12 protein-coding genes are annotated in these 13,179 nt (G+C 38.5%); 5 read left to right on the forward strand and 7 right to left on the reverse strand.

Annotated features, from left to right (window positions below; genetic code table 11):
- The first annotated feature begins 99 nt into the window (after window positions 1–99).
- Both G7Y57_RS10905 and G7Y57_RS10910 read left to right on the forward strand, forming a co-directional pair.
- Window positions 100–1,467: an MATE family efflux transporter gene (locus tag G7Y57_RS10905; RefSeq protein WP_165023809.1), complete on the forward strand. Its 1,368-nt coding sequence runs from the start codon at window positions 100–102 to the stop codon at window positions 1,465–1,467.
- Window positions 1,468–1,482: 15 nt separating this feature from the next.
- Window positions 1,483–2,910 carry a TldD/PmbA family protein gene (locus G7Y57_RS10910; protein WP_165023811.1) on the forward strand — a complete coding sequence of 476 codons (1,428 nt, stop codon included), beginning with the start codon at window positions 1,483–1,485 and terminating at the stop codon, window positions 2,908–2,910.
- Between the two features lie 174 nt (window positions 2,911–3,084).
- Here the strand turns inward: G7Y57_RS10910 and G7Y57_RS10915 are convergent, their stop codons facing one another.
- Complete coding sequence (locus G7Y57_RS10915) at window positions 3,085–5,385, reverse strand: outer membrane beta-barrel protein (RefSeq protein WP_165023814.1); 2,301 nt, start codon at window positions 5,383–5,385, stop codon at window positions 3,085–3,087.
- A gap of 153 nt (window positions 5,386–5,538) precedes the next feature.
- Here G7Y57_RS10915 and G7Y57_RS10920 point away from each other — a divergent pair, with 153 nt between their 5' ends.
- The 3 genes from G7Y57_RS10920 to G7Y57_RS10930 all read left to right on the forward strand — a co-directional run bounded on the left by G7Y57_RS10920 (window position 5,539) and on the right by G7Y57_RS10930 (window position 8,799).
- Window positions 5,539–6,858, forward strand: coding sequence for a TldD/PmbA family protein (locus tag G7Y57_RS10920; RefSeq protein WP_165023816.1), 1,320 nt, complete (start codon window positions 5,539–5,541; stop codon window positions 6,856–6,858).
- A 3-nt stretch (window positions 6,859–6,861) separates the two neighbouring features.
- Window positions 6,862–8,310, forward strand: coding sequence for a glycoside hydrolase family 10 protein (locus G7Y57_RS10925; protein WP_165023818.1), 1,449 nt, complete (start codon window positions 6,862–6,864; stop codon window positions 8,308–8,310).
- Window positions 8,311–8,388: 78 nt separating this feature from the next.
- Window positions 8,389–8,799 carry a group III truncated hemoglobin gene (locus tag G7Y57_RS10930; RefSeq protein WP_165023821.1) on the forward strand — a complete coding sequence of 137 codons (411 nt, stop codon included), beginning with the start codon at window positions 8,389–8,391 and terminating at the stop codon, window positions 8,797–8,799.
- On the opposite strand, the gene folK is transcribed toward G7Y57_RS10930, so the two are convergent.
- From folK to G7Y57_RS10960, 6 genes are read right to left on the reverse strand one after another with little or no spacing between them, the layout of a single operon-like run.
- The gene (gene folK, locus G7Y57_RS10935) at window positions 8,773–9,261 is read right to left on the reverse strand and encodes a 2-amino-4-hydroxy-6-hydroxymethyldihydropteridine diphosphokinase (protein WP_165023823.1); all 489 of its coding nucleotides are present in this window, start codon (window positions 9,259–9,261) and stop codon (window positions 8,773–8,775) included. The two genes, G7Y57_RS10930 and folK, sit on opposite strands and share 27 nt — an antisense overlap.
- Window positions 9,262–10,311 (reverse strand): tRNA preQ1(34) S-adenosylmethionine ribosyltransferase-isomerase QueA, encoded by a 1,050-nt coding sequence (queA, locus tag G7Y57_RS10940; RefSeq protein WP_165023826.1) that lies wholly within the window; start codon window positions 10,309–10,311, stop codon window positions 9,262–9,264.
- A gap of 12 nt (window positions 10,312–10,323) precedes the next feature.
- Window positions 10,324–11,028 carry a tRNA pseudouridine(55) synthase TruB gene (truB, locus tag G7Y57_RS10945; RefSeq protein WP_165023828.1) on the reverse strand — a complete coding sequence of 235 codons (705 nt, stop codon included), beginning with the start codon at window positions 11,026–11,028 and terminating at the stop codon, window positions 10,324–10,326.
- Window positions 11,028–11,915: an undecaprenyl-diphosphate phosphatase gene (locus tag G7Y57_RS10950; RefSeq protein ID WP_165023831.1), complete on the reverse strand. Its 888-nt coding sequence runs from the start codon at window positions 11,913–11,915 to the stop codon at window positions 11,028–11,030. Before G7Y57_RS10950 ends, truB begins: the two co-directional genes overlap by 1 nt.
- A 29-nt stretch (window positions 11,916–11,944) precedes the next feature.
- A complete protein-coding gene (locus G7Y57_RS10955; protein WP_165023833.1) occupies window positions 11,945–12,199 on the reverse strand; it encodes a DUF3098 domain-containing protein in 255 nt (84 codons plus the stop codon).
- Between the two features lie 4 nt (window positions 12,200–12,203).
- Window positions 12,204–13,082, reverse strand: a complete 879-nt coding sequence (locus tag G7Y57_RS10960; RefSeq protein ID WP_165023836.1) for a cell division protein FtsX — start codon at window positions 13,080–13,082, stop codon at window positions 12,204–12,206.
- Window positions 13,083–13,179 lie beyond the last annotated feature (97 nt).

Below are 13,179 nucleotides of genomic sequence, written 5' to 3' on the forward strand. Positions count from 1 at the left end.
TTATTTCAAGCTAAACAGGTAAAAAAGGAAATAGAATCGTACCTTTGTATTCGCAAAAAGATGGGAGGAACACACTCCTTAATATTTAAACATTGAGAAATGCTTAAGACCGCAAATATAGACGACTTAGAAAATAAAAAAATCAGCAAACTCCTCTGGCAATACGCAATTCCAGCTATCATAGGAACCACAGTAAATGCTTTATACAATATCATCGACAGGTTCTTTCTCGGTAATGCTCCCGATTTGGGAGACGACGCAATAAGCGCTATTGGTATTGCTCTACCTTTAATGACAGTTATGACGGCCGTTGGGATGCTTGTCGGGGCTGGTTCTGCCAGCCGTATATCCATCTACATGGGTATGGGAGATAAAGAGTCTGCCGAAAAAGTATTAGGGAATGCCTTGCTCCTATCCTTACTATTTACATTGCCCACAACCGTTATCCTGCTTGTTTTTACAAATTCAATTCTTACACTGTCAGGGGCGGATGGTAAGGTATTCGAATATGCACAAGAGTTTTTATACTATCTTCTGCCGGGTAGTATTTTTGCTACCATGTGTTTTGGATTCAACAATATGATGCGTGCATCGGGTTATCCTCAAAAAGCCATGTTCACAATGCTGATTAGCGTTGTGGCAAATATCATACTTGCTCCTCTTTTTATCTTTGTATTTAAATTGGGAATAAAAGGTGCTGCTATCGCAACTGTTATATCAATGTTTATTGGTTTGTGCTTTGTGATGCATCACTTTATGAACAGGAATAGCATGTTGCGGCTTCGCTGGTCTTATGTGAGACTGGATGCCAAGATAGTTAAAGCAATCGTGAGCATCGGCTTATCGCCTTTTTTCATACAAATCTCTGCATCCACCGTTATATTCCTCATTATACATCAGTTGCAAATATATGGCGGAAAGGTTGCTGTAGGTGCTTATACTATCGCCAACACGTTAGTAATGCTTATCCTGATGACAATGATAGGACTGACGCAAGGCATGCAGCCAATAGTCGGCTACAACTACGGAGCAAAAAGATTTAACAGAGTAAAAGAGACTTTAAATTATACGATAAAAGTGGGTATCTGTATCGGAGCAATAGGACTGATTATTGGTCTCTTGCTCCCGGATATAATCGTAAAGCCGTTCAATCCGAGCCCCCTACTGGCTACAGAGTCGGCAAGAGCGCTGAATATTGTAACACTGATGCTACCTCTTGTCGGGTTTCAGATAGTAGTAACTAACTTTTTTCAAAGTATCGGGATGGCTAAGAAATCGATTTTTTTAAGCCTTTCCCGCCAATTTCTAGTGTTGGTGCCGGCATTATTCATCCTTCCTCATTTCTTTCATATAGACGGAGTATGGATGTCTCTACCCGTAGCCGACCTTTTATCAACTTTATTGACTACTGCGTTGTTCTTATGGCAGCTTCGTCAATTCAAAATGATGAATATAGAACAAGCATAAATTATCAGACAGATTATGATAGATATAAAAAACATACACGATATACTTCAGCACTTTACCGTTAGCGAAAATGACCTGAAACAAGTAATAGCCGAAGCGTTGAGCAAAGGCGGAGATTATGCCGACATATTCTTCGAACATACATTCAGCAACAACATTGCCTTACGCGACGGAGAAGTAAACAGAGCATCATCGAATATCGATTTCGGTGTAGGTGTTAGGGTCGTATCAGGTGATCAGACAGGGTATGCCTACGTAGAGAATACGAACATTAAGGATCTGCTGAAAGCTGCGCAAACAGCAGCAAGCATAGCAAGTTCTTCTAAAACTGCGAATCCAGTTGAAATAAAGGATACGCATTTCAAGAATTATTACAAAATAGAAAAGCCTTGGCTAGGCGTATCGGTTGCTGACAAGAAATCGTTTGTTCAAAAACTGAATGATCGTATTTTTGAATTAGACAAACGAACTATTAAAGCTTCTGTAAGTTTAAGTGATTCTACTTCTTATATCTTGTTCTTCAATTCGGAAGGTACATTATCATGGGATTATCGTCCGATGTGTGTTATGTACGGCTCGTGTACGATGGAAGAAAACAGTAAAATAGAAAACGGTTATGCTTCTCGCGCCTATCGTAAAGGTTTTGAGTTCTTATCGGAAGACTTAATCGAAACCCTTGCAAAGGAAGCTGTAAAGCAAACATCTCTTATGTTTGAAGCCGTAAAACCTAAGGGTGGAGAAATGCCCGTAGTTATGGGTGCCGGAAGCTCCGGCATTCTGCTGCATGAAGCAATCGGTCATTCGTTCGAAGCTGATTTCAACAGAAAGAATGTTTCTATTTTTACAGACCAATTGGGTAAAACGATTTGCTCGCCACATATCAATGTAGTGGATGATGGGACAATGGACAATGCGCGTGGTTCTATTAATTTCGACGATGAAGGTATTGAGAGCCAAAAGACATACATTGTGAAAGATGGTGTATTGGAAAGCTATCTTCACGACCGTATCAGTGCAAAACATTATGGTGTAAATCCAACTGGAAACGGTCGCCGTCAATCGTTTCGCTACGCTCCGCTACCTCGTATGCGTGTTACATATATGGAAAATGGCAATGAAGATGAAGCCAACATTATAGCATCTGTAAAGCAAGGTGTATATGTAGATAACTTCACGAATGGACAGGTACAAATAGGCGCAGGAGATTTTACTTTCTTCGTAAAAACAGGCTATCTGATCGAGAATGGAAAGCTGACCCAACCTATAAAAGATATCAACATAATAGGGAATGGGCCGAAAGCACTTGCCGATATAACAATGGTAGGTAACAACCTCAAAATAGATGAGGGTTCATGGACTTGTGGCAAAGACGGACAGGGTGTTCCCGTAGGACAAGGCTTGCCATCGGTATTAGTTAGAAAATTAACCGTAGGCGGAGAATAATAATAATACAATAGAAGAGGGTATGTCATAAGTAAATTTTCGTACGATTCTGTCATCCTGAACGGAGAGAAGTATCTCTTATGGAAAGCTGGGATTCTTCACTTCGTTCAGAATGACAAAAGAGTGTAACACTTTTACAATGTATTTTTACTTATGCTACACCCTCTTCTATTTTCACAGTGTTCCTTTATCAGTATCTGCATTTTCCAGACTCTTTTCTGCCGCCTTATGCTTTCTTCCGAAAGACATATTCCATGCAAACCGCACGTAAAGCATACGACCATTCCCACCAATATACGACCACGATTCTGATGGCATAACAGCTGATATATTCCTGCTTCCCGAACTCCAATAATCTTTAAACGGATAGGACATCCCGAGCGATAGCTTCGCTTCTTTATGTTTGTACCCCGCTTCTACATAATTCCAGTCTTCACCATAATATATTGTTTGTCCCCAAAGTTCCTTGTAACGAGATTCCGCACCAACAACAAGACTGTAATTCTTGTATTGAAGATTGGAACGGAAGCCTCCAAAAATCATATCATAATTATTAGTACCGGTATTATTCTTAAAATTTTCTTTTACATATCTGAACCATGCATTTACACTCCAGATATCTTTTATGATTTTGAGTGTAAGATCAGAGTTTACGGCATAATAGTTGAGCGCTCTCTGATTCTCTCTCATAGTAATCACCTTATCTCCTTCTATAAAATGCGAGTCGGCTAACGGACGGTGAAAATACCAATATTCCAAATCGGTATTTGCCGAAAATATACCCTTATTGTAACTTATCGAAAAAGTGTTACGATATACATTGCCTGGCTCTAATGATGGATTACCTCTATTTATCTGATAGGTATCTATCTGTTGTTCCACATTGCTCAACTGCCCGAGTGAAGGTGTACGGGTAAAGGCTCTTAAATTATATTTCAAGTTCAGATTATCATTTACAGGATAATTGAACTGAAGCGAAGGGCGTACGGTATAAAAGGTAATATCATTAGTTCCTTCCTGAAACCACATGCGAGAACCGCCGACACCCAGAGTATAGCCTAGTTTGCCTGCGATCTTACCCTGCACTTGCGCAAAAACATACGATTCTGCATTTTTCATGTTTGTTTTGATCGTGTTATTGCCGCTATAACTGTTATCCGCATAACCTTGAGTATGCTTTGCACCACCGCTGATAGACGTTTTGTCGAACTCCTTACTATATACAATCTCCGATATAAGGGAATACTTTCGACCATCTATTTCATTTAAAATATCGGATATGAGGACGTCGCCCTCTCTTTCTACAAATTTATTCTCACTACTCGAATTGATATATGTACCAACCACATTCAAGGCAATGGATTGCTTACTTTTCAGTTCCTGCTTGTAAAAAACATCCAATACTGGCATATACTCATTAAATTTGGCATTCGATTGTGTATGTGTTTGCCTCAAGCTATTCGAGTAGAAGATATTGCTTGCCGCATCATTTTTTTTATCGAATATCTGATTCTTAAAGATAATATTAAAAACCCGCTTATCGGGAACTGTTAAATTATAGGACAGATTGAGCCTGTGATATTGATATTGGAACGGCTGCTTTATTCCTTGTTCGTCACGAACTACAGGATTGTTAGGGAAATTGAATGTTTGAGTTTGATTAATCCACATATCATCATAAGAACGATAAGAAGCATTGTAATTCAACCCAAACTCAGACGCCTTATTATTTATTTTGAAGGTAAGATTATCGTCTCCAAAACCAACAAATGGAGCATTACGACCATCTACGGCCACATAACCACCTGTTTGCGCGCTACGGTCAACAATAATATCTACAACAGCACCAACATCCTCATCACCAAAACGAACACCGGGATCTTCAAAATATTCCACACGAAGAATATCCTGCGGACGCAAAGCTATTACCTCTTCTATGGTTGCCCTGACACCGTTTATTCGCAACTGTACCTCTTCGTTCGCCACTTTTATAGTCCGGTTGACAGGATCGATATTTAGGCGGGCTAACGACATGTGCTCCAACAACTCGAATGCGTTGGTCGAACTTTTTATCTGCATCGAGTCAGGCATAATTATCTGCCGGTCTACTTTATTTATTATTCTATTACCTGTAACGGTTACCTCTCCAAGCAGTTTAGAGTCTTCTGAAAGCTCTATATCTCCTAAATCTACACTCGCTGCTAAATTTTTCAGTTGAACATAAGTGGTTTTATATCCCAAGAATGTAGCCTTAAGTAAATAATCCTGTTTTATAAACTGCCCACCAATATCAAACAATCCCATAGAATCGGATTGTGCCCCTGCCACATAAGTCGAATCAGACTTTAGTAGTACAGTTGTTGCAAACTCAACAGGCTCTTTCGTTTTAGAATCTATCAAACGTCCTTTTATATCAACAGCACGGATCGAAACACAACAAAGAAGGAGGGTAAATAGGGTTATATATGTTTTCATTTTCTTTAAATTCATAGATTATTAGAATACACCTTAATCAGTATGACGTAAAGAAAACCGAGACGTTACAAAAATGAGTAATATTTTTCTTTTAAGACATTTTTAAACTAATTCTGCGTAATTTTGTTTTTCTTAAATAGAAAGACTTATCAGATGATTACAACCGATCAGAAAAATATAGCCCAATGGGCAATGGATTTTGCATTGAAAAATGGGTGTCAGGCTGCGCGGGTTTCGATTATTACAGCAAATAATAATTCGTTTGAATACAGAAATACCCAACTCGACAAATTACATCAAAGTTCAGAGAATAAATTATATATAGAGCTATTCACAGACGGGCGTTATGGTTCTTTCTCAACCAATCGTATTGAGAAAAATGAACTGGAAAGCTTTATTAAAGAAGGAATTACTTCTACAAAATATTTAGCAGAAGACACTTTCCGCCGATTACCCGAGTCAAGCAGATATTACAAGCCCGATGGCAAAGATTTAGATCTTTATGACAGCTCATTCGATACAATAAATACAGATAAAAAGCTGGAGATAGCAAAACAGGCTGTAGAAGAAATTTATCAGTCCGACAATAGAATAATCTCTATATCATCTGCCTACGACGATGGTGTAGGGGCTGAATATATGATTGCAAGCAATGGATTCGAGGCCGAAACAATCGATTCGGCATTCAATCTTACGGTAGAAGTTGCTCTAAAAACAGATAGTGAGGCGCGTGCTGAATCCTATTGGTACGATAGTTCTATTTACTGGAACGATTTAATTAAAAAGGGTATCGGAGCAAAAGCGATGGAACGTGCGTTGCAAAAGATCGGACAACAGAAAATAAAATCGGGCAAGTATGCGATGTTACTCGACAACACAACATCATCACGACTGCTCTCCCCGATGATTAGTGCAATGTATGGGTCAGCTTTGCAACAAAAGAATTCTTTTTTATTAGATAAACTAGGACAAAAAATAGCATCTGAAAAACTTACAATTACAGATACACCACATCTCCAAAAAGCCTTTGGTGCAAGGTGGTTCGATGGAGAGGGAGTTGCAACCAGCCAACGAACTATAATAGATAAAGGAGTACTTAATACATACTTTATTGATACATACAATGGGTTAAAGATGGACGTAGAACCAACCATTGCTTCGCCGTCTATCATAAGTACTACACTCGGCGATAAGAACTTTGACTCTCTCTTACAATCAATACAAAAAGGTATCTGGGTAACAGGTTTCAATGGTGGTAACAGCAATTCTACGACAGGCGATTTTTCGTTCGGAGTAGAAGGATTTCTTATAGAAAACGGTATTGCGACAACCCCAATCAGCGAAATGAATATTACAGGAAACTTATTAGACTTATGGTCTGATCTTATCGAAGTAGGTAATGACTCTCGTAATACTTCTTCACGACGACTTCCTTCTTTATTATTTAATGATGTTAATTTTAGTGGATTATAATATATGAGACTTATATACAGCCTCCTTACATTTATATTTTTATCTGTCAGTTGTTTCTCCAAGATTCCGGCAACAGAAGTCAGAGCCGTATGGTTAACAACCAACTGGGGTTTAGACTGGCCCAAACAGGGAACCAGCACCGCCGCTCAGAAAGAACAGCTGCGAAAGATTCTCGACGAATTGCAAGCGGATAATATCAATACTGTATTATTTCAGGCACGGGCACAAGGTTCTGTTCTTTATAGATCGTCAATTGAGCCTTTAAGCCCATACTTCAGTAAAACAGATGGTTTCGACCCACTGGCTTTTGCTATTGAAGAATGTCACAAAAGAGGAATGGAATGCCATGCATGGCTTATTACCTTCCCTATGGGGCAAGCCCAGATGACAGGTACAAAAAAGAAAAGAACGGCTGTAAAAAACAAGCCGGACTACTACAAATTAATTAATACTCAATGGTATCTCGATCCGGGCAGACCCGAAGCCAGAGCTTTAATAGTATCTATCGTAAAAGAGATTGTACAAAAATATGATGTAGACGGTGTTCATTTCGACTATATACGCTACCCTAGTAATACACGGAAATTTCCGGACGATGATACATACAAGAAATATGGCAATGGAAAAAGCCTTTATGACTGGCGAAGAGATAATATAAATAAATTAGTCACCGATATTTATGATACAACCAAAGCGATCAAAAACTGGGTACAAGTTAGCAGCTCGCCACTAGGTCGGTACAGAGTATTGTCGGAAATTGCGCCAAACGATGGCTGGACAGGATATGAGACTGTATTTCAAGATGCCGGATATTGGATGAAGAGCGGAAAACACGATCTTGTTTTTCCTATGATGTATCATAAAGAACGCTACTTCTATCCGTTTCTCGATGATTGGGTGGCCAATAGCAATGGTCGTCTTGTAGTTCCGGGATTAGGAATATATCAGATGATGTCGAACGAGCAGAACTGGGAATTACAGAATATTACCGATCAGATGAATTATACCCGTATAACAAAAGTACCGGGGCAGGCATATTTCAGAACAGGCAACATCTTAAATAACCTGAAAGGAGTCAGAGATTCTATACAAACATTCTATCCTTACCCTGCAAAGCTTCCAGCCCTGACATGGCTGGATAACGAAGCACCAAATGCACCGATCAACCTACAAGTTTACAAAGATAATAGCGGTTCTCTGAACATTAACTGGGAAGCACCTGATAATTCGGAAGACTTTACATATACAGTATATGTATCGTACGAAGAAAATGTGAACAAAGACGATCCTCGAAACATTCTGGCAACAGGCATACGTGGAAACAATTTTTCCTTTCCTGTCAGTGAAGGCGACTTCGGTATTTATTACACTGTTTCGGTCTCAGATAGATATCATAACGAAAGTATTACTTGCTTCCCCGCATTCTTCTCGCATGCTGCAAATGAGCAGTAGGCGACTGATATCAGGCAATAAACTCTGCATATCAGATTTCTTTGCTTATCTTGTTCACAATTTAAAGCACATTGCGTGATGGAAGAAACAGGTAAAAAAGATATAGAAAACAGGGAGGATGTAATCCTCTTAGTCAACAAGTTCTATCAACGAGTAAGACAGGACGACTTGATTGGACCCATCTTCAATGAGAAAATTGGCAAACATTGGGCTGAACATTTACAAAAATTATATGATTTTTGGGAGTCTCGTCTGTTCGATAAAGATATATATAATGGTAGACCGCTTATGGTTCATAAATCACTCCCTATATATGCCGAACACTTCGACAGATGGCTCGGACTATGGTACAAAACTCTGGATGATCTCTTTATTGGTGCGAAAACCGAGGAAGCTAAAGTAAAGGCTACAAATATCGGTAGTTTCTTTCTCGAAAAAATAACAGAGATGAGAAAGGACAACTTACACCCCCCTTTTCATCTCGAGTAAGCGATTTATTGTTTTATCGAATATAGGATGTACACATCCGCCTGCAATCTCAGCCAGTGGCTGAAGAACGAACATACGTTCGTGCAAGTGTGGGTGAGGTAGAACAAAGTTAGGTTCCTCTATAATCACATCATCATAAAGGAGAATATCGATATCGATTAACCGATCCGAATAGATTTTATCTTTCGACTTGGAGTTCCGTCCTAAATCTTTTTCTATAGCCTGTGTTAATTGCAGTATTTCAAGTGGAGACAGCTTCGTTTGTACATGGCACGCTGCATTCAAAAATTCATTCTCCGAATCGAATCCGACAGGTTTAGTAACATAAAAAGCGGAAGAGGCAATTATCTTGCCTATCCGCTCTTCTATATTTATCAATGCTTGATTAAGATTCTCAGTCTTGTTACCTAGATTGGTACCCAGACCGAGATAAACATCATGCAAGGTTTCTTTTTCCAACATTTACACAATTAACATTGCGTCGCCATAAGTACCAAAGCGATACTTCTCTTTAACAGCCATTTCGTAAATCTCCATAATACGATCGTAACCACCGAATGCCGTAGTCATCATCAATAATGTAGATTGTGGCAAATGGAAATTCGTAACCAAAGAATCAGCCACTCCAAAGTCGTAGGGAGGGAAGATAAACTTATTAGTCCATCCATTATTCACTTTAAGGTGGCCGTCAGTACTTACAATTGTTTCGACAGCACGCATAACAGATGTACCAACAGCACAAATACGGCGACCTTCGTCTTTCGCCTTATTCACCTGATTGGCCGTTTCTACTGTAATTCGTAGCTGCTCCGAATCCATTTTATGTTTAGTCAGGTCTTCTACATCGATATCGCGATAGTTCCCCAATCCCGAATGGAGTGTTATATAAGCAAAGTCAATACCTTTTATTTCAAGACGCTTCATCAATTCGCGGCTAAAGTGTAAGCCGGCAGCGGGAGCTACAACAGCACCTTCGGTCTTAGCGAATATTGTCTGATAACGTTCTTTATCTTCTGCTTCTTCGGTACGTCCCAAATACTTAGGTATTGGTGTTTCACCCAACGAATAAAGCGTCTTTTTAAACTCTTCACTCGGTCCGTCGTACAAGAAACGAAGTGTACGACCACGTGAAGTTGTATTATCTATAACTTCGGCAACCATAGAATCATCGTCACCAAAATATAATTTATTACCAATACGGATCTTACGTGCAGGATCTACCAACACATCCCATAAATGGAACTCTTCGTTCAGCTCTCTTAACAAGAATACCTCGATTGTCGCACCTGTTTTCTCTTTATTTCCATAAAGTCGTGCAGGAAATACTTTCGTATCGTTAAATACAAATACATCCTTATCGTCGAAGTAAGTAATAATATCTTTGAAGACCTTATGCTCAACCTCTCCCGTTTTACGATTAACAACTAACAATCGAGACTCATCTCTATTTTTAGCAGGATGGGTAGCAATAAGCTCCTCTGGAAGATCAAACTTAAATTGGGACAGTTTCATAATATCTATATATTAATTTTTATTTTCTACAATTACTAAGGCATCTACAAACTCTTCTACTTGCTCTCCGGCAATACACTGATCGAGAGTCACCTCTCCTATCCGTGTGCGCTCCAAACCAATCAGGTGCCCTCCTGATCCCAGCGCCAGACCTATATCGCGAGCCAATGCTCTTATATATGTTCCTTTACTACAAACAACCCTTATTTTGATAACGGGTAAATCACATTCCAGCAATTCAATTTCGTCTATTACCAACAACTTGGGCTTTAATTCAACCTCTTGCCCTTCGCGTGCAAGATTATAAGCTCTTTCTCCGTTTACCTTACAAGCCGAATAGGCTGGGGGTATTTGTTGTATCTCACCTACAAAATCCTTTATCTTATCAGCAACCAATTCCTTTGTAATATGCTCTATCGGATAAGTTGCATCCACTTCCGTTTCAAGATCGAAAGAGGGTGTTGTACTTCCTAGTTTGATAGTTGCAACATATTCTTTTGTTTGATATTGAAATGTTTCTATCAGTTTCGTCTTTTTCCCTGTACAGACAATCATTACACCTGTAGCTAATGGATCCAGAGTACCTGCATGACCAACTTTCAACTTCTTAACACCTAAATTGCGACAAAGTTTATTTCTTAACTTTCTCACCAAAGTGAATGACGTCCAATGCAATGGTTTATTTATATATAATATTTCTCCTTCTATAAAATCCATTACATAATATTTAAGTCATGACCGGTAAGCAATAATATCAATAGAACTCCTCCGAGTACAATACGATACCATCCGAATAATTTAAAACCATATTTAGTTACAAATCCGATAAAGAATTTGATAGCCAATAATGCAACGATAAATGCAACGACATTACCAATTACCAATACCCCCATATTCTCTTTCAATAACTCAAAGCCAGTGGGAGACTGGATTAATTTCAATAATTTATAGCCCGTAGCGGCAGCCATTGTCGGTACAGCCAGAAAAAAAGAAAACTCGGCTGCATTCTTACGGCTCAGTCCACGGCTCATACCCCCTACGATAGTAGCCATAGAGCGCGATACACCGGGGATCATTGCTATACATTGAAAGAAACCAATAATAAAGGCGTTTTTATATGTTATATTTTGCTCACCTTCCTCAGGTCTATTGAACCATTTGTCTACAAACAACATTACAATACCACCAAGCAGAAGTGTAACAGCAACCACAGTTACATTTTCCAGCAACTCATCAATCTTATCACTAAACAGTAAACCTAATCCAGCAGCAGGAATAAAACCTGCTAAAAGTTTCCAGTAGAACTCGAACTTATAAAATATACGTTGAACAAAAAGCGAGAAACCACCTTTTGTCGAAGATTCTTCACTCGACATCAAAGATGCCGGAATATCATGATTCAAACGAAAGAAACGGTTCCAGTATAAAACGATTACCGATAATATAGCACCGAATTGTATTATAATAGTAAAAGCTTTCACAAACTCAGTACTTTCGATACCTAATAAGCTTTGGGCTATGATCATATGCCCCGTAGAAGATATAGGCAAAAACTCTGTTAGCCCTTCAATGATGGCAATAATTATTGCCTCTATTATACTCATTCTTTATTATGTCTAGGTTAGAATTCTAATCAACGTTCTTGTTGCTCAGCGGAAATTTCTTTTTTACGAGGATATAATATACCTACTATCATCAAGAGAAAACCGAAAAAGCAAACCATCGGTGCAACTACGATTCTCTTTGTACTGAAAATATCCGGTTCAAAACCACCTTCGATACTTGACGATGGGCCTAACATCAATACAAATCCTATGATTATAATAAGGACTGATGCAGCGCAAATAATATAGTTCAGCTTATCAAAAGCAAAATCTTTTTTATCCATATTTTTAAACGTGATATAGTTTATTGGTTGTCATTCTTAAATACCTGTTCACTGCCGATATTGTTGCCAACGCGGCAATAATTATTCCAAAAGCAAACACCGACGCATAGACCATTAACAATTCATTCATGCTAACAATAGAAATCGAAACTGGAAATACATTCGTCACATAATACACTACGCCTGTAATGGCTATATTAGCCAATATGGCAGCAATAATACCGCTTCCGATCATACTCCATACAAATGGGCGACGAATAAAAGTATTGGTTGCTCCCACAAGCCTCATTGTATTAATCAGGAATCGTTTGGAATATATATTCAATTGTATAATACTGCGTATAAGAGTGAAAGATATAAAGACAAGAATAAGTGCTAGAACAAGTAAAATAGTGCCGACCATCGATAAATTTGAATTCGCATTTGCAATATCATCAGGACTGTAAACTACATTTTTAATCAATTTTCCACCTTTTAGACTTTTCTCAACCAACTTCATACTATCAGGGTTCACATAGTCTGATTTAACAAATACATCAAAATAGCTGCGTGAAGGATCGTAACCTAATACCTCTTCAGGGTCGCGACCTAAATCTTCGACCAACTGTTTCTTCACTTCTTCTTTACTAATAAAGGTTGCCGATTTTATATATGGATTCGCATCCAGATTCTTTTGTATTTTCGCAATATCAGCATCGGTCAGGTTTTCAGATAGCTCTATAGAAATACCTAAATTCTCTTTAAGATAGGATGTAAAGCCTTTTGCTGTAAAACCAACAAGAACTGTTAATCCTAAAAGAAATAGAACAAGAGTGATACTAATTGTAGTAATCACACCTGCTGTAAGCAACGACATGCTTTTTACCTGAGGTTTGTTAGACATATTATAATAAGAAAACTAATCTGTAAGACCCAAATGAGCACAATACACCCAAATTCGGAGCAAAGAAACAAAATAAATAGCGGTTTAGGTATTATTT

The organism is Dysgonomonas sp. ZJ279, assembly GCF_011039205.1.
Classification (GTDB): Bacteria; Bacteroidota; Bacteroidia; order Bacteroidales; family Dysgonomonadaceae; genus Dysgonomonas.